Below are 23,903 nucleotides of genomic sequence, written 5' to 3'. Positions count from 1 at the left end.
GAATTGTCACTCCCGTGGTCCTCTTGCTTCAGTTCCGCAAGTAGAATCTGTAGCATTTCCCTTGTGGCAGTAAGCCATTCAGAAACTATCTCCGGAGGATCGTATGTTGGGTTCCCTTTTTTCCATCAGCTCTGAAATCGGTGTTCCGTCCGTCGACGCGCTCTTCGAGGCTGCTCGGACCATCATCGGCGCGCTCTTCGGCCTGAGCTGACACGTCGCAGCGACCTTCCCCCGCGGTGAAGAAAGTCCCTGTTCTCCGACAAGGAGAACAGGGACTTTCGTGCAGCCTGCCGGTGAGCGTTTGCGTGGCGGTGAGTGAGTGACCTACCGGCCGTTCTGTTGATACGCGATCGCTGTCAGCAATCCGACTTCGTCGTTCACGTCTGCGGTGCTGGTGAGCCCGATCTTGTGGGTCGACTGCCCGGGAGCTTTGGCCGGGACAAGAAGTTCGGATTCGGGGGCCTCGACAAAACGTAGTCCGAGGTCGACTCGGGCCTTGGTGGCCGCTGCGATGGCGGCGAATTGGCGAGCGCGAACGAAGGGCGTGTAGGTTCCGCGGCCTTCGACCCGAACATCGGTTCCGAGTTCTTCGATCAGACGTCGGGCTTCATCGAAGATCGGCCGCAGTGCTGCCTTCGGGCCGCTGTACTGCTGGTCGATGTATTGCTCGACGGTCGGCTCCACCCATCCGGACTGTTCGGCAGTCTCGAATGCAATTGCCCACTGCGAATTCTGCGGTACACCGTGCTCTGCTTTCAGCCACTTGCGCACTTCGTTCTGATCGAGCGGGTCGACCCCGGACGTCCGTACGGCCTCAACCCATTCTTCGAGGGTGCGCCCGGTACGGTCGCGCATGGACGAGGTGACTGCGGCCATCATGTCGGAGGGTTCCATGTGTCTGTTCTACCGGTTGTCACTGTTCTACTGGTTGTCGCTGTTCTTCCGGTTGTCGCTGCTCTCTCGGTTCTCACTGTGCACGGGGAGCTCGCTCAGTCGATGCCGAGCATCGTCTTGAACGCGCGCACGCCGGTCACTTCGACGGGATACGGCGGTGCGACAAAATCTTCGCGGCTGAGGGTGAAGAGACGACGCACGGTCATGCGACCGTCGGCAGCCAACTCCTCTACTGTGCCGTCTGCGCGGTACCCGACTTTGGTGGACACCGTGATCGAGGCGGGGTTGTCCGTGAATGCCGACGACACGACGCTTCGTGCACCCAAAGAGTCGAATGCGAATGCGCAGATTGCCTGTCGGGCGAGAGTGCCGACACCCCGGCCTTGGAACCCGCGTCCGATCCACGAGCCGGTTTCACCGGTACGACTTTTGGGAAAGTCCGTCGCGGCGAACGCCTGGCAGCCGACGATTTCTCCGTCGACGACAATGGCTGTTTCGAATTTCCAGTCGGTCATGGTCATCGCTCCGCGGACCGACCAGTGGTATTGGATGAATCTTCGCGACACTTCGTCGGGAGTGCCCACCGTCCAGGGGACGAGAAACGGCATCTGTTCGGCAGGGTGAATGCCGGCTCGGACCAGCGCAGTGAGTTCGGGGAAATGATCGTCGCGCACAGGGAGCAAGGTGATGGGCCCACACGTGATCGTGACTCCGTACGGAGGCCAGATCTCTCGCAGTGGGTCAACCATCGTCTTCAGACCTTCGTTTCGTGTGCGAATCGGGTCACAGTCTGGCATGCCAGGCCCGTCCGAGTGAGCGACTTCTGGTCATCGGGATTCTTTTGCCCTCGCGGTACGGAGTCGTGACATTAGTGTGTGGACGGTGACTACAGACAAACCGGTACGTCTTCGTGAAGGTAGATCGCCTGACAGGCTTTCGCGTGGTGTGGTGGCCGGATACGCAGCGGGAAGTGTCGGTACGGGTGGATTCGGTGTTCTGCCAGGTCTGGTACTGGCGTACTACCTGACCGACACGCTCGGCGTTGCCGCGGCGCTCGCGTCGCTTGTGGTCATTGTCCCGAAAATCGCCGACGTCCTGATCGATCCGCTGATCGGGTCGATCAGCGACCGAAGCTCTCATCGAACCGGTACGCGAGTGCCACTCATGCTCGCAGGCGCTCTGGGACTGCCGTTGCTCTTCATTCTCACGTTCTCGGCCCCGGTGTCGGCCGGCCCAGGAGTCGGGGCGATGTGGGTGCTCGTCTTCTTCCTGCTCGCGGCGAGTGCCTACAGCCTCTTTCAGGTTCCATATATCGCGTTGCCGACCGAGTTGACCGGCGATTACCACGAGCGCACTCGGTTGGTATCGGTTCGAATTGCGGTGTTGGCCCTGACAATTCTGGTCATCGGCGCCGGCGGACCCGAGCTCCGCGATGCTGCCGGAGGCGGAGCACGCGGTTATCTGGTCATGGCGATCGGGGTGTCGGCGCTGATGTGCGGGGCAATGATCTGGGCAGTTCGCGGAGCCGCGCGCCACACGGTGACTCACGCGGACGCGCCGGTCGGCTCGTTGCTCTCGCAGTACCGGGACGGGTTCGACGCGATACAACGTACCCGCGCGTTCCGAATGCTGGTCAGCGTCTTCGTGCTCCAAGCTCTTGCCACCGCCGTGATGTTAGCGGGTGCGCAATATCTGGCGACCTATGTGATGGGCAACGAAGGTGCGCTCACCGGTCTGTTCGTTGCACTCGTCGGACCAGCTCTCGTCGTCATGCCGCTGTGGTACCGGTTCTCGCATCGGTACGGAAAGCTTCGCGGTTACGTGGTGTCTTCGGTTCTGTTCGTCGTCGCCACGGCGTTGTTGACGCTTGCGGCTGTCGACGCGGGTTCGTGGATCTACGGTGCCGTCGCGCTTGCCGGCGTCGGCTACGCCGGCATGCAGGTGTTCCCGCTGGCGATGCTTCCGGACGTCATCGAGGACGACGCGCGAATCGGTGGGCGCCAACGCGGTGGTTCGCTCAGTGGCATCTGGACCGCCGCGGAAACCGCAGGCCTTGCCCTGGGACCCGCGGTGTTCTTGGGTGTACTCGCGGTGACCGGCTTCGTCTCGAAAACTGCGGGCGAGACTGTCGTGCAACCGGAATCGGCGCTGACCGGAATTGCCCTCGGCTTCTCGGTCGTGCCGGCGATCCTGGTTGCGATCAGCCTGGTCGTATTGCGGAATTACCGCACCGAACAAGAATCCACTCACGAGAACGAAAGGTGAACGATGAGTTCCACTCGGGCCGAGGAACTTCAGGGCAAGATCGTCGAGAGCGCAAACCTCGAGAAGAGGGCGGCCGACATCTTGAGTCGGTTGCGTTCGCTTCGCGAGCAGGACGCTCCGACGCACGGAGGCCGGGTTCTGTCGTACGTGTACGACAGCGGCCTCGCAGCGCTCGACGAGTTGGCAGCGGACGCAGCTCGATTGGTTCAGCCGGTCAACGGTCTCGACCCGACGGTGTTCCCGTCCACCGCGGTGATGGAGCGTGAGTTGGTTGCGTTCGCACGCGAGTTCCTCCATGGAGCTTCAGACCCAGCCGCAGATACAGACGCCGGAGGCGTAGTCGTCGGCAATGTCACCAGCGGCGGAACGGAGAGTTGTGTGTTGGCCGTCAAGGCAGCTCGCGACTTCCGTGGGCTCCCGCCGGGTGAGGGTTCGCTGGTTCTTCCGACCACCGCGCATGCCGCTTTCCACAAGGCAGCTCACCTGCTCGGACTGGAACTGATCCTGGTACCAGTAGATCCCACGTCGGGGCGCGTCGGCGCACAAGATATTGCGACGGCAGTTCGGAAAGACACGGTCTTGATCGTCGTCTCCGCGCCCAGCTACCCGTTCGCGGCGCTCGACCCAATCGCCGATGTCGCGGAAGTTGCTCGTGCACATTCGATTCCACTGCATGTCGACGCCTGCATCGGTGGGCTTGCGTTGCCGTGGTGGGGTGATCTGCCACCCTGGGATTTCCGGGTGCCCGGGGTCACCAGCATGTCGGTCGATTTCCACAAGTACGGATACTCGCCCAAAGGCGTTTCGGTCCTGCTGCACCGAGGGCGAGATCTGCATCGCAAGCAGTATTTCGGACTCACGGACTGGCCGGGGTACCCGGTGGTCAATCCCACGCTTCTCGGTTCCAAATCCGTTGCTGCTCTTGCCGGTGCTTGGGCGATTTCGCAAGTCCTCGGGCAATCCGGGTACGCCGAATTGGTGTCCCGGGCGCAGCGGGCCACTCGTGCACTGATCGGCACGGTCGAGGCAATCGAGGGTCTTCGCGTCGTGGGCTCGCCGGTGGGACCACTGTTCGCGGTCGCTACCGACGATTCCGTGCCGCTCGAACGGCGAGTGGATCCGCATCGCTGGGTGAGCGCTGTCGGTGCTCGCGGCTTCGTCCTTCAAGGGCAGCCGGCGTCGACGCAACCTGACGGGACGACGTTGCCTCGAACAACCCACCTCACCGTCACCCCGGTGACGGAATCTGTGCTCGGCGAGTTGACCAGCGCACTCGTCCTCGGTGCCGACGACGTTCGCGGCTCGGCGGCAGCCGAGGCGCCGCCGGCCCTGGCAGAGTTGGCCGGAGCATTCGAACGTGGCGATGTCACCGTCGCCGATGTTCTTGCGTTGCCCAGTGACGCCGTCGCGGCAGCGTTGACGTCGGCGGGGCTGGATCCTCGGGGCTCTTCCGATTCTCCCTTGGACATGGCGGCCGTCCTCGCGGCAGTGGAATCGCTGCCACGTGAGGTCACGAAGAGACTGCTGGTGGAATTCCTCGCCGGAATGGTGGAACCCTGAACTCGGCGATGAATACCGAAACCGCGATGAACACTGTCCAAAACTCGGACAAATGGCGCGAAAGATTCGCGAATCGGGCGTAAGTTTTCTGTCATCGGCTAACCATCTTTTGTCGGAGGGTTGATCAGTGACTGGTGCCGCGGCCAAGATTTTGACGGTGTTCGAGGAAGTGATCGGGGTTCCGCTTCCGGTTCGCGTGCGATGTTGGGACGGTTCGGAGGCAGGGCCACCGGACGCCGCTGCGCAGGTTCACTTCCGGAATCGGCGTGCCCTACGGCGGGTCCTCTACTCTCCCAACGAATTAGGGCTGGCGAGGGCGTACGTTTCCGGCGATCTGGACGTAGACGGCGATATCTTCGCGCTCCTCGACGTCCCGGAACTGGTCACGCGGCTCGGTGAGAATCGTTTGTCGACGTTGCCGCTGCGCTCGATTGTTCGCGCCGCCGGTACTTTCGCCGGCTTGGGAGCGGTGGGTCCACCACCGTCACCCCCGGCGATCGAGATGCGTAGTAAGCGAGGCAAGCGGCACAGTAGATCACGCGATTCGGCGACTGTCTCCCATCACTACGACGTCGGGAATCGCTTCTACGAACTGTTCCTCGGGCCGAGCATGGTTTATTCGTGCGGATACTGGCCGGAAGGTGTCGAATCCCTCGAAGCTGCTCAGTACGCGAAGCTGGACTTGATTTGCCGCAAGCTCGATCTGAAGCCGGGAATGCGACTGCTCGACGTCGGCTGCGGTTGGGGATCGATGGCATTGCACGCCGCCCAGAACTACGGCGTCGACGTCGTCGGAGTCTCGCTGAGCAACGAGCAGGTCGAATACGCCAAGGGGCGAGTTGCCGACGCGGGTTTGACCGATCGCATCGAGATTCGGGTGCAGGACTACCGCGACGTCGACGACGGCCCTTACGACGCGATTTCGAGCATCGGCATGTCCGAGCACGTGGGCCTGGTCAATTTGCCGGTGTACACGGCAAAACTCTACGACCTGCTCGTGCCGCGGGGTCGTCTGCTCAATCATGCCATCGCCGCGGTGAAGTCGTTGTCGGACAACGTCGATGACGGTCCCAGCTTCATCGACAGGTACATCTTCCCGGACGGTGAGATCCTTCCGTTGAGTAAAACCATTGATGCGCTGGAACTTTCGGGTTTCGAGACGCGTGACAGCGAAGCGTTGCGCGAGCATTACGCACTGACACTGCGCGCATGGGTGCAGAACCTCCGCGAGAACTGGGACGCATCGGTCTTACAGGTCGGTGCTCCCCGGGTGCGTACCTGGTTGCTGTATCTCGCTGCCAGTGCCCTGGGTTTCGAGGAGCCGCACAGGCTTACGATTCATCAGGTTCTGGCCGTGAAACCAGGGGATCGGGGGGCCAGCGGCATGGCCCGCTCGCGTGACAGTTGGTATCGATCGATTGAAGTCCCGCAGATCGAAACCGGTCCGCGCGTCGACTGAGGCCTATACGTTGGATTTCCATGAGCACCCGGAAGGTTGTCCTCGCGGCACTGAAGGTTTCGGCCGTTGCGGTATCGGCGCTGTTGCCGACCTCGCTGCTGTTCACACCGATGTCGAACGCCGAACCTGTGAACGATTTCTACGATGCGATTCCGGGCGACGTCGGTGATCCGGGTTCGGTGATTCGGACGGAACCGCTGGCTCTGGCCGGTGCCGTCGGCGGAGTGCCTGGTGTGGGGACCCGGATCCTGTATTCGAGTACCGACGCCCACGGATCCAAGGTTGCTGTGTCGGGCTCGTACCTGGAGCCGGCTGCCCCGTGGTCAGGAGCGGGCCCCCGCCCGACGGTGGTGATCGGTCCGGGTACGCAGGGCCAAGGTGATCAGTGCGCGCCGTCGAGGATGTTTCCCACTGCCGGTCAGCTCCGCCTGGCGGAACCTGGGAATCCGTCGAACTACGGTGCCGGTGTGGACAGTGTCGGTGTCAACTACGAGTCAGCTTTTGCTTTCGCTTTCCTCGCCCAGGGCGTTCGTGTATTCGTCACCGACTACATCGGACTCGGAACACCCGGCGTCCATACCTACGTCAATCGCGCCGAGGAAGCCCATGCGATGTTGGACGGTGCACGCGCTGCCCGAGCCCTCGCGCAGGCAGGAGAGGACGATCCGATAGCGCTGTGGGGCCATTCGCAGGGCGGCGGCGCCACTGCCGCTGCAACCGAACTGGCACCCGAATACGCGCCTGAGTTGAATCTGGTCGGGAGTTACGCGAGCGCGCCCCCGGCAGACTTGGCAAGCGTTCTGCGTCATATCGACGGTACCGGCCTGATGGCCGCGATCGGTTACACGATCAACGGCGTCCTCGACCGCTATCCCGCCGCCCGAGAGCCGATCGAATCTCGACTCAACGACTACGGCCGGTCCGTGCTCGCCGACGTCGCCGGGCAATGCCTCATCGATTCCCGAACCAAGTACGGGAAGCAGTCGACGGCGTCGTGGACCACAGACGGACGACCACTCGCCGACGTGGTGGAATCGGTACCGGAGATCCAACAGGTGATCGAGGAACAACGCATCGGGTGGCGAACCCCGGCCTCGCCGATTCTGGTCAACGGAGCGCTCAACGACGATTTCATCCCGTACGAGCAAACCCGGCGCCTGGTTCAGGACTGGTGCGCGCGCGGGGCCGAGGCGACGTTGTTCACCGACACTTTGCCTGCGGTGAATCCGGGGAGCGGCAACAACCACCTCGCGCCGGCCGTAGCGGATTTCGGCGTCGGATTGCAGTACGTGCTGGACAGATTCAACGGCAAGCCGATAGTCGGTGCGTGCAACGCCTGAGTCGCCGTGTCACGTAACCACCGTCTCACTTCTAACAGTGGTTGACTGAGCCCGTGAACGATCGACCGCACGACCTTCCGATCAACCCGGTTCCACGGAGCGCCCTGGGTGCCGGGCCGGCGCTGAGAGTGTCGACGGGTCTGCTGCTCGGTGTGGCCGCCGGTGTCGTCACGGCGTTGGTCGGCTATCCCCGATTCGCGTTTCTGATCGGCTGGGATGTGGCGGCGATGGTGTTCACGGTGTGGACGTGGATTCTGGTCTGGCCCTTCGACGCGACGCTCACCGCAAGCCACGCAACGCGCGAAGAGCCGGCCCGAAACGTCGCGCACCTGCTGATTCTCGGTGCCGCCGTCGCGAGCCTGGTCGGTATCGCGTTCTTGCTCCTGGCGGCACCCGACGGACATCACTACCAAGTAGTGGCGGCATCGGTTGCAGTCGGCAGCGTCGTGATCTCGTGGCTGGCGGTCCACACGCTCTTCGCCCTCGGATATGCACGGCTGTACTACTCCGGCCCCGACGGCGGAATCGATTTCAATCAGGAAGAACCGCCGAGGTACAGCGATTTCGCCTACGTGGCGTACACGGTCGGGATGAGCTTCGCGATTTCCGACACCAACTTGAAGTCGTCGGACATGCGCGCGATGGCACTCGGCCACGCATTGCTGTCGTACCTGTTCGGTTCGGTGATCGTGGCGTCCGTCGTCAACTTGATTGCGGGCCTGTGATCTCTCGAGCCGTGTTACCGATCAAGCCGCTGCACGCCCGATGCTCGAGAGGAAGCCGGCGGCTCCGAAGAACAGACCGGCGAACACTCGATTGGTGGTTCGCTGCTGTTTGGGGGAGCGCATCAAGGTGAGTACCCGGGCGGCCAGGCCGGTGTATCCGGTCATCACGATCACGTCGACTGCGCACATCGTGGCGGCGATGATCAGATACTGCGGCAGCAGCGGCGCCGACGGGTCCAGGAACTGCGGGAGCACTGCGAGCATGAAAACGACGGCCTTCGGATTGCTCGCGTTCACGAGAAATCCGCGAAGCATCATCATCGGACCGGAGCTGCTCGCGGCTGCCTCGTCGGTCTCCACCTCGGTGGGCGCCGATCGCCACTGCCTGATCCCCAGGTAGACGAGGTATGCGACACCGAACCACTTGATCAAGGAAAAGGCCACGGTCGAACTGGCGAGAATTGCACCGACCCCCGCCGCGACAATTCCGATCTGCAGCAACAATCCCAACTGCAGCCCGAAGATGTTCCAGTATCCGCGTCGCAAGCCGTAGGCAAGTCCCGACGACATCGACGCAATGGCGCCGGCCCCCGGCGACAGGCTGATCACCCAACTTGCTCCGAAGAACGCCAACCAGACGTGCCAACTCATGTCGAAAGTCCTTTGATCGGGAAATACTCCCGACAACGAGCACGCACGGGATCAGAAAAGTGTAGACGGACAGTCCTGCTCACTGCTCGCGACAGTGCAATGATCGGGAGATGACGTCGTATCCCGTACTGGACCTGACACCCGACGAATTGCTGACCACAACGCGGACCGTTCGAAAGCGTCTGGATCTGACCCGTCCCGTGCCGTTGGACCTGGTGAAGGAATGCCTCCAGATCGCCCTGCAAGCGCCCTCCGGTTCGAATCGCCAGGGCTGGCAGTGGATGGTGGTGACCGATCCGGCACTGCGTGCAGCAGTCGGGCAGATCTACAAGGAAGTCACCGACGAGTACCTTGCCTCTCACGGTTCGGCGGCAAAACTCTTCGCCGATGATCCCGATCGCGCGCCGATTCAACAACGCGTGGGCACCAGCGTCGCGTGGCTCGGTGAGCACATGGGTGAGGTGCCGGTCCTTCTCATTCCGTGTATCAAGGCGGGCAAGACGCTGCCGGAGGGGAACCAAGCCGGCCTGTGGGGTTCGCTACTCCCGGCTGCGTGGAGTTACGCGCTGGCCGCGCGGGCACGTGGGCTCGGTACGGCGTGGACGACATTGCATTTGCAGCGTGAAGCGGAAGTTGCCGAGCTGCTGGGCATTCCGGCCGGATTCCATCAGGCTGCGCTCATCCCGACGGCGTACTTCACCGGCGAGACGTTCAAACCCGCCGCCCGTGAACCGGTCGACAACGTGCTGCACGTGGACCGATGGTGAGCCTGATCTACTCGGCGATCTGCTCGATCGACGGGTATGTGGCCGATGAGCAGGGGAACTTCGACTGGGCGGTTCCCGACGCGCAGGTCCACGCGTTCGTCAACGAGCTAGAGAGGGGAGTCGGCACGTACCTGCTCGGGCGCCGGATGTACGAGACGATGATTCCCTGGGAAACAATGGCGTCCGAGGATCTCGAGCGTTCTTCGGTGGCAGGAGGACCTTCGGCTCCGGGCGAGTTTGCCGGTATCGAGGCGGCGACCGCCGAGTTCGCTCAGATCTGGCGTGGAATCGACAAGATCGTGTACTCCACGACGCTGAACGAGGTGTCGACCGCACGTACCAGGATTGTCCCGAGCTTCGATGAAGACTTCATCCGTTTGCTCGAGAGTGAAGCGGTACAAGATATCTCGATCGGTGGACCGACGGTTGCGGTTAGTGCTTTCGCGGCGGGTTTGGTCGATGAAGTCAGACTGTTCCTGTGTCCGGTCAATATCGGTGGCGGATTGCGAGCTCTCCCGGAAAGCCGGCTTGATCTGCAACTGCTCGAGGAGAAAACCTTCGACGGCGGCGTCATCTATCTGCGATACGCCGTTCGCTAAGCAATCACCATCACTGCCGTGACGACGCCGAGTAGAGCGATGTAGGCGGCGGCATGGACTCGGTCCGGTATGGCACCGACGATTCGTCGGCTCAGCGCGATCGCCGGTAGGGAACCGGCGAGTAGTGCACAGACGGCCAGAAGGTCGACAGCGCCGACTCTGCCCGCCGACAGATCCGAGGCTGAACTGTGCCCTGATGAGACCGCATACACCGCAGTCGCGACGACGGCGACAGGCAAGCTCAACGGGTTGGCGCTCGCGGCGGCGTCGGCCATCGGAACTCCGCGGCGTCGCATCATCGGAACCGTCATGACGCTCCCGCCGACTCCGAGGAAACTTGCGACGGCACCGATGCCTATCCCGACAGCGCGGACGCCGTGACGGTCAAGATGTTCGCGAGGTTCAGATGGTGTCAGAAACCCTTGTCGCAGAAGACTGTCCAAGATTGTCACCAGCAGGTAGAGCACAAACAGAATCCGGACGACGCCGTCGTCTACGTGGCCCGCCGCAACCGCTCCGAGCCCGGCTCCGAGTGCGACGGGGCCGATCAGAGGTCTGATGTACTCCGTCCGAAGCCGTCCTGACTTCCTGAATGCGACTGTGGCACCGAGTGAATTGACCACCATCACGGCCGCCGAGGATGCTACGGCGACATGCATCGGATCGATGACGTCCGGCCGCAGCGTCGATGCAGCGTAAACGACTGGGACAGTGACGAACCCGCCACCGAATCCGAACAGAACGGTGGTGACTCCGGTCAAGGCGCCGAAAGCGAGAAGGATGAGGGCGTAGTGAAGCACTCGATGAACGGTAGAGATTTCTCCGCTGGCGCACATTCGAAGGTTCGCCAGGTTCCATTGTCAATCAGACACGGACTCGGTAGGTTCCTCCGGTGCGCAACATCTCGATCAACGACGTCGATCACTCACCCCGCGGTGTTCTCGCAATCGGAACCGACTACCCACCCGGTCACGTGCTGGCCGCCCACGAACATCGACGAGCCCAGTTTCTCTTCGCTGTGAACGGCGCGATGAACGTCGAAACCGAAGACGGTGAGTGGACTGTTCTGCCGTCCAATGCGGTCATGATTCCCGCCGGTGTCGCTCATGCCGTGACAATGGACGGCGTCAGCACGCGAAGCCTCTACATCGAACCGTCCGCAGCGCCGTGGTTCCCGGTCAGGTGCCGAGTCGTCGCAGTATCGTCGCTCCTGCGTGAGTTACTTGTTGCTGCAGTCGACGTGGATGTCGAGCTGAAGGTGGAGGACGACTTCCCCGCACACGGACGCTGCGCCGCGGTATTTCAGCTGATCCTGCACGAACTTCGCGATCTTGCGCCCCTACCTGTGGAACTCCCGCTGCCTCGGCACCCGGGATTGCGGGCGTTGTGCGCGCAGTATCTCGCAGCCCCGTCGATCCATGACTCGCCCACGCGGTGGGCTGACCGACTCCACGTCAGTGAACGGACACTGCACCGCTTGCTGATCTCGGAAACGGGGATGAGCGCGTCGTCGTGGATGCAGCGTGCCTGCATTCTTCACGCGCTTCCGAAACTTTCTGCCGGGGCCAGTGTGACGGCCGTTGCGTCTGAACTCGGATACTCGACGCCGGCTGCCTTCGCAGCGATGTGCACCCGAGTCTCGGGTGCACCGCCCAGTAGCTATCGGGCGCGCGTCACGACACAGACACCGGGATGATGTCGGCGACGACGTCGTGGATGAGACCGTCACGGACTTCGAAGGTTTCACGAATCTCCACGGTCATGAGGCGAGTGCCACCGATTCCCGCGTCGAGCAGATAGGTGGTCGAGACGATGTCCCCGGCTTCCGACATCTCTAGGTCTCGTACGCCCTGGATAACGCGGTATTGGATACCGTTTTCGAGGTCGGCGGACATCTGTGGTCCGGAGAAACCCGTCTTGAGTCCGGCTTCGACGCGCGTCGCATCCGGGGCGAAATGAACATCGGAAACGTCATGGGAGACCAGGGCGTCGATGTAGGCGCGTGCTTGCGCCTCGCGGGGTGAATCGGCCGGGTTGGGGGCTGCTGTCGCAGCGCCTCCGGCAACCAGGATCAGGGCAGCCGTGGCAGCGGCAGTTCCGGCGATATTTCGCAGTGTTCGCATGGGACATCCTAACGACGAGGTGTGGAGGAATTTCGGAAAACGGCCGTCATCGAGTAGCCGTACAGCTGCGGGGAGGATCGACGAGCGAGCAGAAAGCCGGGGCCATGACGGGCACGTAGTCGGCCCCGACGCCGTTCTCGTGAATGATCCGGCGGTAGGTGTCGACGCCGTCGGTCGGGATTCGCGCTGCAGTGGGATCGCCGAGAACATCGACCGTGTAGAGGCCGAATCGAGGTCGGTACGAACCCCATTCGTAGTTGTCGGTGATGGACCAGTAGTTGTAGCCGATCACGTCGGCACCGTCTTCTCGGGCGCGTTCCATCCAATAGATGTGATCGCGTAGGTGATTCGAGCGTGTGTAACCGTCGGCGCGCGGCGCTCCGTTGTCGGTGGGCATGCCGTTCTCGACGATGTAGAGGGGGAGTTCCGGATACTTGCCCGAGTACCGCATCAATGCGTCGTAGAGGCCTTCGGGCTGCGGCGTGACGTTGTAGAACTCGTCGAGTGCGGCGTACGCGGCAGTCGGATTGTTCAGGGCCACACCGTAGTAGTAGTCGATGCCGAGAAAGTCGAGCTTGTCGCGCACTCGATCCGTGAATACCGAATCGATCGCCTCGGACACGCCGGGAATGAAGGAGAAATTACTGCTTACGCGGGCACCGGGATCGAGAACATGGATGCGGTCGTAGATCGCCCGGTGGACTCGGACCAATGAGTCGAACATCGACGGCGCCTGGGTGAGTGCGATTCCGCCGTAGGTCAATTCGCGCTGAACGTACACAGTCGGCTCGTTGATCGTGATCCAGAGCGCCCCGATTCCGGAGTACCGCTCGACTACCTTCTCTGCGTTGACCAGCCAATCGGCTTCCGTCTTCGGATTTGTCCAGCCGCCTTGATCGACAACCCATCCCGGATACACCCAGTGGTCGAGTGTGATCATCGGAGTCATGCCCCGCGCGCGGATGTGAGCTACCACGTCGTCGTAGTAGGCGAATTCGGTCTCGTTCCAGCTCCCGGCGGCGGGCTGAACTCGCGCCCACTCGACGCCGAATCGGAAAACCTTCGATCCCAGATCGGCCGCCCGGTCGATGTCCTCGGCGTAGCGATGACGGAAGTCGACCGAGTCACCGATCTTGTCGTGGGTTCGTCCGGAATCGGAGTATCGAGACCAGTTGCTGTCCGGCGACGAACCTTCCGATTGGAACCCGGAGGTGGCAACGCCCCAGAGGAAGTCATCCGGTACCTCAGCCGAGGCGTGAGCGGGAAGGGCCAGCACCCCGAACAGGCACGTCAGTGCCATCAGCGCAGGCGCAATAGACCGTGACAGGGCTCCCATGCCTGGGAGACTAAGTCATACAAGTGTCCAGTCGCAGGCGTTTCGTCCGATCCGCCCGCGGCAGGACCGTGTCACTCAGTGACCCAGCCGCTCAGAAATTCCGCTCAGAAAACCATGGTCATCGATCCCGGGTTCCACGTCCCGGAGCGCTGAACGGTCGTTTCGTCGACCTGGGCAGGTACTGCACTCGGATCGATCGGTGTGTACTTCTCGATCGAACCCCAGTCGCGAGCCCAGTCGTTGTCGAGATACGACGGAATGGTCTGAGCGGTCAGGAGCAGATCGATCCACCCCAACGGTCCACCACCGTAGTGGTCCTGCCAGGCACTGGTCACGAGCGCGCCGGAATGGTCGGGAAGGATCCGATACTCGGGGACCTCGGCGACACCGACCCGATGATCGAAGGGGCGTTGGCATGGGAATGCCAGTCCGACAGCCCAATCCAGCATGACGGGCGCCTGTGAACCGACGACGTCGTTGAGCTTCTGGGTCTTCGGAACCCGCGGCGGGGTGACGGCCACCCATTGGTCGGGCTTGCTGTCGTAGTCGCTGACGACCAGTCGAATGCTGTTGGCTTCGACGGGAATCTGATCCAACGGCACACGCAGGTTCCGCCATGACGGCGCCGGGCCGATGTCGAGGGGCGCGATCTTTCCGAGTGTTTCGACAGCGTCTGTTTCGGCATCGTCGACGCCACGCGCTGTGCCGTACTCGACCTCGACGTTCTGGCCGTAGGTGACGATTCCGTCCTTGTCGACGGACCGAACACGACCAGCCGCGGCAATCGAGATGATGTCGCCACGTGTGGCGTTCTCGCCCACGTCGGGGAGTTGGTACCAGTCACTGGTCAGAGTGCCGGGGGAGGGCTGACCGTAACTACCCATGACGGGTGTTGTCGCCGGGTCGAGACCGAACGGCAACGCGACCGAACTGCCGTTGACTCCGGTCTGTCCGGCGCCACCGCCGGTTCCGGCCGAGTTGCCGGCGGTGTCCTCGGAGGTGTCGACGGTGTTCGCGCCGCCGGTAGCCGTGGCTTCCTTGTCTGCTCGAAGGTCGGAGGCGACGCCATTCGGATCGAATCCCGTAGCCCCACCGGCGGACAGTCCTGTGGCGACGCTGCCCGAGAGGGGCGTCAGCATCGAGGCGTTCGGATCGGTCTCGAGCAGAACGTCGTTGGCGAGTCCGCAGTGTTGGCCGAGAACGGCGTCGACGTTTGCACGGCCCACCGAATAGGCCGGGTACTGGGTGACCGCGCCCTTGGCCATGGACAGCACCTCAAAGAGGACCATGGCACCTGCGGCAACCGTCAGTGGCGAGATGGCAAGCAGTCGAGCGTGCTTCGCGGACGGTTCCTTCCCCGCGGTGTACGGCTCACGGAAGAAGTACCACGCGGCGACGCCGAGCATCAGCACCGTCAGCCCGAGGAGGACGGTGCTCGCGCCGAGTCCGCTGATGGACACAGGCTTGTCCCACCACGGAACGCTGTAGCTGGACACGTAGTAGTAGCTGTTGCTGCCGGTGAATGCCACCGCGAGGAGGAACAGGACGGCCGCCGCGAAGAGGGCCCGATTGCGCGGCGAGCGCAGGAGTTTTGTTCCCACGGCGACGGCCGTCATCATCGCCAGAACGGCGGTGAGTCCGGCAAAGATTCCGAAGTGGTGCGTCCACTTGGTCGGCGAGAACATCAGCAGTGGCAGTGCGCCGATCGTCAGCCCCACGACGCGGCGTGACGGGCCGGCGGCCAAACCGGGAATCCGGCCCCCCCTGCGCAGCATCATCGCGGTGCAGACGCCAAGGCACAGAACCATGACGAACACACCGAATCTGCGAGTCAGAGAACCGTCGACGGAGATGTTGAAGAGGTACTGATAGCGGAGGTACTCGTCGAACCAGGGCTGATTCGGTGAGATCGAGTGGACGCGTTGCATCTCGATGACGGCGGCCAGACTTTGATCGCCGAACGCGGGGATGAGAATCGAGAGTCCGGCAGCTAGCAGTGGCCCGACAGCCGCGACGTAACCGGTGGTGCGCGCACGTTCGATGATGATGCGCATGATCGGGCGTATTCCGGCGATGAGTGCGGCAAAGCAGATGAGGCCGGAAGGGCCGGCAGTCAAGGTGAATCCGGCGATCAGGATCGCGACTGCGACCGGCAGAAGTCGTCTCGTCGCGACGGCGCGTTCGATCGAGCACCAGGTCAGCAGCACGCCGAGGGCAACGATCGGTTCGGGGCGCAGTCCGTTGTTGAACGGAAGCCAGAAAGCGAGGAAGACAAGCGCGCCGGTCCAGAGGGCGAGTCGATTTCCGCGAATGGCGGCGCCCAGCCGAGGCGCAACCTCCCGGCTGACGACGAGCCAGGTGATGATGCCTGCCAACAGAGCAGGCAGACGGACCCAGGGGCTTGCGGTGCTGACGTGGGCCAGGAGTCCGAGGATGTTGTAATACGGCGTTCCGAACGGGGTTTCGGGGACCGCGAACCACCGGAAGTAGTTGGACATGTAGCCCGATTGCTCGGAGGCTCTTGCCATCGTGAACTGGTAGCCGTCGTCGGTGGTGGTAGCGCCGATGAAGTGCCACAGCACCAGAGTTCCGACGACGACCCCGTCGAGGACGGTGAACTTCCACCATCGGGCGGGCAGAAATTTGCGTGTGCCCCGGCCGTCGCGGTTGTCGAGGCGGTGCAGCGCGAAGAGGGACACGAGAGCCGTGAGTGCCCCGAGAATCATGGCGAGAGTCTTGATCACCGACGGGCTCGACGTGAAGCGAGAGTCCGCCTCGATCGAGACGTTCAAACCGGCTGCCGCCGAATCGAGGTCGCTGAAGACGCCGACTACCTGTGGTCGGCTGTCGCCCTCGATGACGCGCGGTTCGGAACCGGTGGCGCTGAAGGTGGTTCGGGTCGGCTCGGCGGCGAGCGTGAGCGCGCATCCAGTCTGCAGATCAGCAACGGGTGTCGAGAGCAACACTTGATCACGCAGGACAACGTCGACCCGAGCGGGAGCGTCGGCGGATTCGGGGGAGACGGTGGCAACAAATCCGTAGCGGCGCGCATCGGGGGCACCCGGAGGTGCAGTCGAGACGAGTGTTCCGCCGGTGGCGGCCAACTCGCTGATCGACGCGCACGGAATCGATGCCTCCATGCGCGACGGTGTGTACGAGACCAATGGCGCCTCGACGCTTGTCGTCGACCCGGCCTGCGGCCAGTTGACGACGGCGGTGTCCTGCTCGATCGGCAGGAACGGCACTGATCCGCACAAAACTATGCCGAGGATCGATGCGACAATCGCAACGATCCGTGCTCGGTTCGGTCCGCTGGATCGCTGAGGGGTCGGCAAGGCCGGAGGTGCGGTCGTGGCCACGTCACTGTCTGTCACGACTTTGGACCCTAGCTGTGCGTGACGTGTTTGTTATAAAAGCGCGAGTAATGGGATGGTCGTGTTCCCGGTGTCATTCCTCGGGGTGGGGTTGTCGGCGATCGAGGCGGGGGGTGCTGTGCGCGAATTTCACGAGTCCATTCCCCTGAGCCCACTACTGCGGCGTTCGGCGGTCGCATTGTGCGTCGTCCTCGGAATTGTCCTGGTAATTGTCTGCGGGTTCGCGGCAATCGTGGATCGCGACTCGGCGGGCTACGTCGGCGCCGTGTTGTCCGCGGTCCTGTCCTTCGGGTTGGCCGCGTACATGTGGAAGGTGCGCGTGATCATCACCACAGACGTCGAACGAGTGTCGATCGCGCTGTCTCCGGGGCTGCGTCAGGTATTTAGGTGGGACGAAGTTGTGTCTGCCACTGCAGTACATATCGGGATGGGCTCCGGAATCGGTTATCGAATGACCGGCCCAGGTATGCGGGTAATTCTCGCGTCACCCGGCGACGGGGTCCGCTTTCGTCTGCATGACGGCCGTGAAATCTCGGTGGCAACACCTCGAAGGGACGAGCTGATCGAACTCGCCCGGCGGCGGGCGCCGGACCTGCAGTGAGCGTTGCAGGTGGACCGGTGAAAAACGGGGTGCGCCTATCCTGGATAATTGACATCAGTTCTGTGTTTCAGGCGCGCTGTTCAGGGCCTGTGATGCCGGACCGGTTTGCTGCCGCTTGCACAGGCACCCCGTTTGCGTACGAGAGGAACTCTCATGCTTGCCCGCACCGACCTGCGTGGTCGTACCCCATCCACGGCCGAACTTCGCGCCGCGCTTCCCCGAGGTGGAGTGGATGTGGACGCGGTACTGCATCAGGTTCGCCCGATGGTCGAAGCCGTCCGTGATCGCGGGGCAGAAGCCGCCCTCGAGTTCGGCGAGAAGTTCGACGGCGTTCGTCCGGCTTCGGTTCGTGTACCAGCAGCCGAGCTCGAGCGCGCACTTCGTGAACTCGACCCCGCAGTCAAGGAAGCCCTCGAGGTTGCGATCGAGCGCACCCGCAAGGTGCACGCCGATCAGCGTCGCAAGGACACCGTCACCGAGGTCGTTCCGGGTGGCACGGTCACCGAGCGTTGGGTTCCGGTCGAGCGCGTCGGGCTGTACGTGCCCGGCGGCAATGCCGTGTACCCGTCCAGCGTTGTCATGAACGTCGTGCCGGCTCAGACGGCCGGCGTCGGATCGCTTGTTGTCGCCTCGCCGCCCCAAGTCGACTTCGGCGGATTGCCGCACCCGACCATCCTTGCCGCAGCAGCCATGCTCGGCGTCGACGAGGTGTGGGCCGTCGGCGGCGGGCAGGGCGTCGCCCTCCTTACCTACGGCGGAACCGACACCGATGGAACCGAGCTTGTCCCGGTCGACCTCATCACCGGTCCCGGCAACATCTACGTCACTGCCGCCAAGCGTCTGTGCCGCGGACTGGTCGGCATCGACGCGGAAGCCGGTCCCACCGAGATCGCGATCCTCGCCGACCACACCGCTGACCCGGTCCACGTTGCCGCCGATCTCATCAGCCAGGCCGAGCACGACGTGATGGCCGCCAGCGTTCTTGTCACGACCAGCGTCGACTTGGCCGACGCGGTCGACAAGGCTCTGGCTGCGCAGCTCGAGATCACCAAGCATCGCGAGCGCGTCACCACGGCACTGACCGGTAGCCAGTCGGGCACGGTGCTCGTTTCTGATGTTTCCGCTGGTCTGCGCGTCGTCAATGCGTATGCGGCAGAGCACCTCGAGATCCAGACCGAGGATGCAACCGGGGTGGCAGCTCAGGTCACCAGCGCTGGTGCCGTGTTCGTCGGCCCGTGGGCGCCGGTCAGTCTCGGCGACTACTGCGCCGGCTCCAACCACGTTCTGCCGACGGCCGGGTGTGCACGCCACTCCTCCGGTCTGAGTGTGCAGACGTTCCTTCGTGGAATCCACGTGATCGACTACTCCGAGTCTGCACTGAAAGACGTTGCCGGACATGTCATCACGCTGGCCAATGCGGAGGATCTGCCGGCTCACGGCGAGGCTGTGCGTCTGCGATTCGAGGCTCTGCGATGAGTAGTGCTCCTGGAGAGTCGATTTCGGTCGACGCCCTGCCGATTCGCGAGAACCTGCGTGGAAAGTCGGCGTACGGCGCACCGCAGTTGACGGTTCCGGTTCAGCTCAACACGAACGAGAACCCGCATCCGCCGACCCAGGCGCTCATCGACGATGTGGCCGAATCCGTGCGCGAAGCCGCGAAGGAACTGCACCGCTACCCCGACCGTGACGCTGTGGCGTTGCGGACGGATCTGGCGGCGTACCTGGCGAAGCAGACAGGTGTACCGGTCACCGTCGACAATCTGTGGGCGGCAAACGGATCGAACGAGATTCTGCAGCAACTTCTTCAGGCGTTCGCAGGTCCGGGACGTAGCGCGATGGGTTTTGTGCCTTCGTACTCGATGCACCCGATCATCGCCGACGGTACCGATACCGAGTGGGTCGAGGTCTTCCGTCGGGACGACTTCGCACTCGACGTGGATGCTGCCGTCACCGTGATCGCGGAACGTCGACCCGACGTCGTGTTCGTGACCAGCCCCAACAACCCGACCGGACACAGCGTCGGCATTGCAGAACTGCGACGCATCCTCGACGTGGCGCCGGGCATCGTGATCGTGGACGAGGCGTACGCGGAGTTCTCCGCTGCCCCGAGCGCGATGACGCTGATCGACGAGTTCCCGGCCAAGCTGGTTGTGACCCGCACCATGAGCAAGGCTTTCGCGTTTGCCGGTGGCCGACTCGGCTACCTCGCCGCCGCTCCCGCGTTCATCGACGCACTGTTATTGGTGCGCTTGCCGTATCACCTCTCGGTGGTCACGCAGGCGGCGGCACGTGCCGCCCTGCGTCACGCCGACGAGACCCTCGGCAGTGTGCACGCCTTGTCCGCCGAGCGCGATCGCGTGTCGAAGGCGCTGGCGGACACCGGTTTCCGAGTGATTCCCAGTGACGCGAACTTCATCTTGTTCGGACAGTTCACCGACAGTGCACAGGCGTGGAAGGAATACCTCGACCGCGGGGTTCTCATCCGCGACATCGGCATCCCCGGATATCTGCGGGCCACCGTGGGACTCGAAGCCGAGAACGACGCGTTCATCAAGGCCAGTGACGAAATCGCAGGCACCCAGCTGGTCGACACGAATTCAGGAGAGACGGCATGAGCGATCGCATCGCGCGGATCGAACGAACAACTCGGGAATCAAGCATCGTCGTCGAACTGAATCTGGACGGGACCGGCATCGTCGACGTCTCCACCGGCGTTCCGTTCTTCGACCACATGCTCAACGCCCTGGGTACGCACGCCAGCTTCGATCTCGACGTCAAGGCGAAGGGTGACGTCGAGATCGACGCTCACCACACCGTCGAGGACACCGCGATCGTTTTCGGCCAGGCGCTCGGCCAGGCTCTCGGCGACAAGAAGGGCATCCGTCGTTTCGGCGACGCTTTCATCCCGATGGACGAAACGCTGGCGCACGCGTCGGTCGACGTCTCCGGTCGCCCGTACTGCGTGCACACCGGTGAGCCCGACTACATGGTGCATTCCGTCATCGGCGGGTACCCGGGCGTTCCGTATCACGCGGTGATCAACCGCCACGTGTTCGAGTCGATCGCATTGAATGCACGTATCGCACTGCACGTTCGGGTTCTGTACGGCCGCGATCAGCACCACATCACCGAGGCGGAGTACAAGGCCGTTGCGCGAGCTCTGCGTGAGGCTGTCGAGCCGGATCCGCGCGTGAGCGGCGTGCCGTCGACGAAGGGCACACTGTGAGCGTCCTCTTCACCTATCTGCTGTTCATCGGTGCGGGAATTGCCGTGGGTGGCGCCTACTCGATGTTCAAGGTCAACAAGCTTGCGTCGGGAATCCTTCTGGCGTTGGCGGTTCTGGCGGCAGTAGCGGGCGCACTGCGTCTGTGACGCGAAAAGTGACTGCGTCTGTGACGCGAGATCCTGCTCCATCGCCGGGGTTGCTTCGCACTCCGGGCATGATCGGTGTCCTGATCATGGCGGCAGCAGCTTTCGGTGGCTGGTCGTTGCTGTTGCCGGTGGTGCCGTTGCTGGTTGCGCAGTCCGGCGGATCGGATGCGCTTGCCGGATCGGTGACCGGTGTCTTCATGGCGGCCACGGTCTTGACGCAACTGCTCGTGCCTCGGTTGTTGCGGGCGCAGGGCTACCGGCGCGTGCTGGCGGTCGGGTGTCTGCTCCTCGGTCCACCGTCGTTGGTGCTGTTGATCTCGGCCGACGCCGGCCCTGTCCTGGCGGTTTCCGCGGTGCGTGGTATCGGTTTCGGCATGCTGACGGTGGCCGGCAGTGCACTGGTGGCGGAGTTGGCGCCCAAACGAATTCTGGGCCGTGCCACCGGTGCTCAGGGAATCGCGATCGCAGCGTCACAAATGGCGGGGCTTCCGCTGGGGCTTGCGATCATGGAACGGTGGTCGGCGACACCGGTGTTCGTCCTCGGTGCGCTGATCCCGGCGCTCGCGCTGGTGGCCATTGCCGGGTTGCCGAAGATCTTCGCCCAGCCGACCGGGGAATCCGTTCGACTGAGTGTGTTCGCCGTCTTGGTTCCGGTGCTCGCTCTGGCGTGTGTGTCCGCCTCGTTCGGCGGATTGTCGTCTCTACTGCCGATCGCAATCTCGGAGCGTGCGGCCGTTGCTGGAGTGGTGTTGGCGACCGCCAGTGGGTCGATGTTGGTCGGCCGGTACTCGGCGGGACTGATCGCCGATCGTCTCGGCAGTGGTCGGACACTCGCGCCGGCATTGGCGTCGTCGACCATCGGATTGGTGCTGTTCGCGATCAACGTCGACGGCGGGTCGACGCCGGTCTTGTTCTGCGCGGCGGTCCTTTTCGGGCTGGGGTTCGGGGCGGTGCAGAACGAGTCCTTGGTCATGGCGTTTCAGGCTGCCGGCCCGAGGCAACTCGGATCCGCCAGCGCGATCTGGAACATCGGCTACGACGCCGGCACCGGAATCGGTGCACTGGCGTTGGGATTCGTGGCCACGACTGCCGGCTATGCGTGGGTCTTCGCGGTCTCTGCGGTCGTTGTCGCTCTGCTCCCGGCACTGGCCGCAGGCGGCAAAGTGATCGGCAGCAGGGTTGCCCGATAGAGTTGGGGCATGAGCGCTTCCACGATTGCTGTACTCGATTACGGCTCCGGCAACCTGCATTCGGCTACTCGCGCACTGGCGCGCACCGGGGCGCAGGTGGAGGTGACCAACGACATGAAGGTTGCACTGGCGGCCGACGGTCTCGTGGTGCCCGGCGTCGGCGCGTTCGCGGCCTGCATGGAAGGTCTGCGTGCAGTGCAGGGTGACCGAATCATCGGCAGACGCCTGGCCGGTGGCCGACCGGTGCTGGGCATCTGCGTCGGCATGCAGATTCTGTTCGACCGGGGAGTCGAATTCGGTGTCGAGGCGGAGGGCTGTGGCGAATGGCCCGGCACCGTCGAGAGGCTGCAAGCAGAGGTTTTGCCGCACATGGGCTGGAACACCGTGGAGGCGCCGGAGTCCAGCACCCTGTTCAAGGGCATAGACGCCGATACCCGCTTCTACTTCGTCCACTCCTACGGTGTGCAGAGTTGGGAGCTCGCGCCGTCCGAGCACATTGCACCCCCGAAGCTGACATGGGCCGATCACGGCGGAAAGTTTCTCGCTGCCGTCGAGAACGGTGCGTTGTCGGCAACGCAGTTCCACCCCGAGAAATCCGGTGACGCAGGCGCCGAGTTGCTGAGCAACTGGGTGCAGAGTTTGTGACCGGGGGATCCGGACCGAACCGCGGTGACGATTTCTCCCTCGCCCGTCTGGCGTTGTTCTCGCTCGGCGCCGCTGTGGCTGCGCTGGCGGTCGCAACCGTCGTCATCGTTGTTCTCAAACCATCGCCGGGCGTCGGCCTCGTGATCGGTCTCGTGGGGGTCGCCGCTGCGATTGCGGCAATGGGCGTCGTATCCAAGCGGATGACCCGAAAAGCGTTCGGTGACCCGGAAGACGGTTCGAGGTCCTGACCTACTAGGGTTACCGCACGTGAGCCTGGTCCTTTTGCCTGCTGTAGATGTCGTCAACGGTGAAGCTGTTCGCCTCGTGCAAGGAGAGGCGGGAAGTGAGACCGGTTACGGGTCGCCCCGCGACGCTGCTCTTGCGTGGCAGAACGACGGTGCCGAATGGGTGCATCTTGTCGACCTCGACGCTGCTTTCGGGCGTGGGTCCAACAGTGAACTGTTGGCCGGCGTCATCGGCGACCTGACGGTCAAGGTGGAACTGTCCGGTGGAATCCGCGACGACGCTTCCCTGGAAGCCGCACTGGCCACCGGCTGTGCTCGCGTGAATCTCGGTACTGCCGCTATCGAAGATCCCGAGTGGTGTGCGCGTGCATTGGCCAAGTACGGCGACAAGATCGCTGTCGGCCTCGATGTTCGTCTCGTCGACGGTCAGTACCGCACACGTGGTCGCGGCTGGGTCACCGACGGCGGCGATCTGTGGGAGACCCTCGCGCGTCTGGACCGTGACGGCTGCACTCGTTACGTCGTCACCGACGTCTCCAAGGACGGCACACTCACCGGTCCCAATCTCGAACTTCTCAGCCAGGTCTGCGCGGTCACCGACGCGCACGTCGTCGCCTCCGGTGGTGTGTCGACCATCGAGGATCTACTCGCCATTTCCAGCCTGGTTGATCAGGGTGTCGAGGGCGCGATCGTGGGCAAGGCATTGTATGCCGGTCGCTTCACTCTCCCCGAAGCACTGGCAGCAGTTTCCGGATAG

24 protein-coding genes are annotated in these 23,903 nt (G+C 63.2%); 17 read left to right on the top strand and 7 right to left on the bottom strand.

Going from position 1 to position 23,903, the window contains the following annotated elements:
• Positions 1–324: 324 nt before the first annotated feature.
• On the bottom strand, positions 325–894 hold the full coding sequence (locus PCS43_RS26580; RefSeq protein ID WP_073513049.1) for a DUF5655 domain-containing protein: 570 nt from the start codon (positions 892–894) through the stop codon (positions 325–327).
• 95 nt (positions 895–989) lie between these two features.
• On the bottom strand, positions 990–1,643 hold the full coding sequence (locus tag PCS43_RS26575; protein ID WP_175280132.1) for a GNAT family N-acetyltransferase: 654 nt from the start codon (positions 1,641–1,643) through the stop codon (positions 990–992).
• Positions 1,644–1,767: 124 nt separating this feature from the next.
• Here PCS43_RS26575 and PCS43_RS26570 point away from each other — a divergent pair, with 124 nt between their 5' ends.
• The 5 genes from PCS43_RS26570 to PCS43_RS26550 all read left to right on the top strand — a co-directional run bounded on the left by PCS43_RS26570 (position 1,768) and on the right by PCS43_RS26550 (position 8,243).
• Complete coding sequence (locus PCS43_RS26570; protein WP_209908855.1) at positions 1,768–3,159, top strand: MFS transporter; 1,392 nt, start codon at positions 1,768–1,770, stop codon at positions 3,157–3,159.
• Positions 3,160–3,162: 3 nt separating this feature from the next.
• On the top strand, positions 3,163–4,719 hold the full coding sequence (locus tag PCS43_RS26565; RefSeq protein ID WP_176742016.1) for a pyridoxal phosphate-dependent decarboxylase family protein: 1,557 nt from the start codon (positions 3,163–3,165) through the stop codon (positions 4,717–4,719).
• Between the two features lie 127 nt (positions 4,720–4,846).
• Positions 4,847–6,178, top strand: coding sequence for an SAM-dependent methyltransferase (locus PCS43_RS26560; RefSeq protein ID WP_007732273.1), 1,332 nt, complete (start codon positions 4,847–4,849; stop codon positions 6,176–6,178).
• 20 nt (positions 6,179–6,198) lie between these two features.
• Positions 6,199–7,518, top strand: a complete 1,320-nt coding sequence (locus tag PCS43_RS26555; protein ID WP_063316113.1) for a lipase family protein — start codon at positions 6,199–6,201, stop codon at positions 7,516–7,518.
• 53 nt (positions 7,519–7,571) lie between these two features.
• On the top strand, positions 7,572–8,243 hold the full coding sequence (locus PCS43_RS26550) for a DUF1345 domain-containing protein (RefSeq protein WP_030537075.1): 672 nt from the start codon (positions 7,572–7,574) through the stop codon (positions 8,241–8,243).
• 21 nt (positions 8,244–8,264) lie between these two features.
• Here PCS43_RS26550 and PCS43_RS26545 read toward each other — a convergent pair whose 3' ends face one another.
• Positions 8,265–8,894, bottom strand: a complete 630-nt coding sequence (locus PCS43_RS26545; RefSeq protein WP_037130153.1) for a LysE family transporter — start codon at positions 8,892–8,894, stop codon at positions 8,265–8,267.
• A gap of 110 nt (positions 8,895–9,004) precedes the next feature.
• Here PCS43_RS26545 and PCS43_RS26540 point away from each other — a divergent pair, with 110 nt between their 5' ends.
• Positions 9,005–9,661, top strand: coding sequence for a nitroreductase family protein (locus PCS43_RS26540; RefSeq protein ID WP_003942413.1), 657 nt, complete (start codon positions 9,005–9,007; stop codon positions 9,659–9,661).
• Entirely contained in the window at positions 9,655–10,260 is a 606-nt protein-coding gene (locus tag PCS43_RS26535; RefSeq protein WP_030537073.1) for a dihydrofolate reductase family protein, read from the top strand. Before PCS43_RS26540 ends, PCS43_RS26535 begins: the two co-directional genes overlap by 7 nt.
• Here PCS43_RS26535 and PCS43_RS26530 read toward each other — a convergent pair.
• Positions 10,257–11,060, bottom strand: coding sequence for a sulfite exporter TauE/SafE family protein (locus PCS43_RS26530; RefSeq protein WP_197492815.1), 804 nt, complete (start codon positions 11,058–11,060; stop codon positions 10,257–10,259). The two genes, PCS43_RS26535 and PCS43_RS26530, sit on opposite strands and share 4 nt — an antisense overlap.
• Positions 11,061–11,152: 92 nt before the next feature.
• On the opposite strand from PCS43_RS26530, the gene PCS43_RS26525 reads away from it, so the two are divergent.
• Entirely contained in the window at positions 11,153–11,956 is an 804-nt protein-coding gene (locus PCS43_RS26525; protein ID WP_209908849.1) for an AraC family transcriptional regulator, read from the top strand.
• Here the strand turns inward: PCS43_RS26525 and PCS43_RS26520 are convergent.
• The 3 genes from PCS43_RS26520 to PCS43_RS26510 form a co-directional block, all read right to left on the bottom strand.
• Positions 11,934–12,383: a hypothetical protein gene (locus tag PCS43_RS26520; protein ID WP_003942394.1), complete on the bottom strand. Its 450-nt coding sequence runs from the start codon at positions 12,381–12,383 to the stop codon at positions 11,934–11,936. The two genes, PCS43_RS26525 and PCS43_RS26520, sit on opposite strands and share 23 nt — an antisense overlap.
• Before the next feature lie 46 nt (positions 12,384–12,429).
• The gene (locus tag PCS43_RS26515; RefSeq protein WP_209448737.1) at positions 12,430–13,683 is read right to left on the bottom strand and encodes a glycoside hydrolase family 1 protein; all 1,254 of its coding nucleotides are present in this window, start codon (positions 13,681–13,683) and stop codon (positions 12,430–12,432) included.
• A gap of 140 nt (positions 13,684–13,823) precedes the next feature.
• A complete protein-coding gene (locus PCS43_RS26510; RefSeq protein WP_374192579.1) occupies positions 13,824–17,093 on the bottom strand; it encodes an arabinosyltransferase domain-containing protein in 3,270 nt (1,089 codons plus the stop codon).
• Positions 17,094–17,211: 118 nt separating this feature from the next.
• On the opposite strand from PCS43_RS26510, the gene PCS43_RS26505 reads away from it, so the two are divergent.
• From PCS43_RS26505 to priA, 9 genes are all read left to right on the top strand, one after another.
• Positions 17,212–17,694, top strand: a complete 483-nt coding sequence (locus PCS43_RS26505) for a hypothetical protein (protein WP_231917356.1) — start codon at positions 17,212–17,214, stop codon at positions 17,692–17,694.
• A 153-nt stretch (positions 17,695–17,847) separates the two neighbouring features.
• A complete protein-coding gene (gene hisD / locus PCS43_RS26500) occupies positions 17,848–19,170 on the top strand; it encodes a histidinol dehydrogenase (protein WP_209908846.1) in 1,323 nt (440 codons plus the stop codon).
• Positions 19,167–20,309 carry a histidinol-phosphate transaminase gene (locus tag PCS43_RS26495; protein WP_042449556.1) on the top strand — a complete coding sequence of 381 codons (1,143 nt, stop codon included), beginning with the start codon at positions 19,167–19,169 and terminating at the stop codon, positions 20,307–20,309. The genes hisD and PCS43_RS26495 overlap by 4 nt, the downstream gene beginning before the upstream one ends.
• Entirely contained in the window at positions 20,306–20,920 is a 615-nt protein-coding gene (gene hisB / locus PCS43_RS26490) for an imidazoleglycerol-phosphate dehydratase HisB (protein WP_003942383.1), read from the top strand. Before PCS43_RS26495 ends, hisB begins: the two co-directional genes overlap by 4 nt.
• On the top strand, positions 20,917–21,066 hold the full coding sequence (locus tag PCS43_RS26485; RefSeq protein ID WP_007732248.1) for a hypothetical protein: 150 nt from the start codon (positions 20,917–20,919) through the stop codon (positions 21,064–21,066). Before hisB ends, PCS43_RS26485 begins: the two co-directional genes overlap by 4 nt.
• Before the next feature lie 68 nt (positions 21,067–21,134).
• Positions 21,135–22,256 (top strand): MFS transporter, encoded by a 1,122-nt coding sequence (locus tag PCS43_RS26480; protein ID WP_073513061.1) that lies wholly within the window; start codon positions 21,135–21,137, stop codon positions 22,254–22,256.
• A gap of 9 nt (positions 22,257–22,265) precedes the next feature.
• Complete coding sequence (gene hisH / locus PCS43_RS26475) at positions 22,266–22,901, top strand: imidazole glycerol phosphate synthase subunit HisH (RefSeq protein WP_003942389.1); 636 nt, start codon at positions 22,266–22,268, stop codon at positions 22,899–22,901.
• The gene (locus PCS43_RS26470) at positions 22,898–23,149 is read left to right on the top strand and encodes a hypothetical protein (RefSeq protein WP_050655347.1); all 252 of its coding nucleotides are present in this window, start codon (positions 22,898–22,900) and stop codon (positions 23,147–23,149) included. The genes hisH and PCS43_RS26470 overlap by 4 nt, the downstream gene beginning before the upstream one ends.
• Before the next feature lie 19 nt (positions 23,150–23,168).
• A complete protein-coding gene (gene priA, locus PCS43_RS26465) occupies positions 23,169–23,903 on the top strand; it encodes a bifunctional 1-(5-phosphoribosyl)-5-((5-phosphoribosylamino)methylideneamino)imidazole-4-carboxamide isomerase/phosphoribosylanthranilate isomerase PriA (RefSeq protein ID WP_003942371.1) in 735 nt (244 codons plus the stop codon).

Origin of the sequence: Rhodococcus sp. C-2, assembly GCF_027854095.1 — a bacterium.
Classification (GTDB): domain Bacteria; phylum Actinomycetota; class Actinomycetes; order Mycobacteriales; family Mycobacteriaceae; genus Rhodococcus_F; species Rhodococcus_F qingshengii.
Note: the sequence above shows the minus strand (reverse complement) of the source record. Positions and strands in the feature narration are given on the sequence as shown.

What these genes read in the sequence shown, in the direction of transcription:
- PCS43_RS26580 (WP_073513049.1), bottom strand. Translation starts at nt 894, where the DNA reads ATGGAACCCTCCGACATGATGGCCGCAGTCACCTCGTCCATGCGCGAC.
- PCS43_RS26575 (WP_175280132.1), bottom strand. Translation starts at nt 1,643, where the DNA reads ATGGTTGACCCACTGCGAGAGATCTGGCCTCCGTACGGAGTCACGATC.
- PCS43_RS26565 (WP_176742016.1), top strand. Translation starts at nt 3,163, where the DNA reads ATGAGTTCCACTCGGGCCGAGGAACTTCAGGGCAAGATCGTCGAGAGC.
- PCS43_RS26555 (WP_063316113.1), top strand. Translation starts at nt 6,199, where the DNA reads ATGAGCACCCGGAAGGTTGTCCTCGCGGCACTGAAGGTTTCGGCCGTT.
- PCS43_RS26545 (WP_037130153.1), bottom strand. Translation starts at nt 8,894, where the DNA reads ATGAGTTGGCACGTCTGGTTGGCGTTCTTCGGAGCAAGTTGGGTGATC.
- PCS43_RS26540 (WP_003942413.1), top strand. Translation starts at nt 9,005, where the DNA reads ATGACGTCGTATCCCGTACTGGACCTGACACCCGACGAATTGCTGACC.
- PCS43_RS26535 (WP_030537073.1), top strand. Translation starts at nt 9,655, where the DNA reads ATGGTGAGCCTGATCTACTCGGCGATCTGCTCGATCGACGGGTATGTG.
- PCS43_RS26520 (WP_003942394.1), bottom strand. Translation starts at nt 12,383, where the DNA reads ATGCGAACACTGCGAAATATCGCCGGAACTGCCGCTGCCACGGCTGCC.
- PCS43_RS26515 (WP_209448737.1), bottom strand. Translation starts at nt 13,683, where the DNA reads ATGGCACTGACGTGCCTGTTCGGGGTGCTGGCCCTTCCCGCTCACGCC.
- hisD (WP_209908846.1), top strand. Translation starts at nt 17,848, where the DNA reads ATGCTTGCCCGCACCGACCTGCGTGGTCGTACCCCATCCACGGCCGAA.
- PCS43_RS26495 (WP_042449556.1), top strand. Translation starts at nt 19,167, where the DNA reads ATGAGTAGTGCTCCTGGAGAGTCGATTTCGGTCGACGCCCTGCCGATT.
- hisB (WP_003942383.1), top strand. Translation starts at nt 20,306, where the DNA reads ATGAGCGATCGCATCGCGCGGATCGAACGAACAACTCGGGAATCAAGC.
- PCS43_RS26480 (WP_073513061.1), top strand. Translation starts at nt 21,135, where the DNA reads ATGATCGGTGTCCTGATCATGGCGGCAGCAGCTTTCGGTGGCTGGTCG.
- hisH (WP_003942389.1), top strand. Translation starts at nt 22,266, where the DNA reads ATGAGCGCTTCCACGATTGCTGTACTCGATTACGGCTCCGGCAACCTG.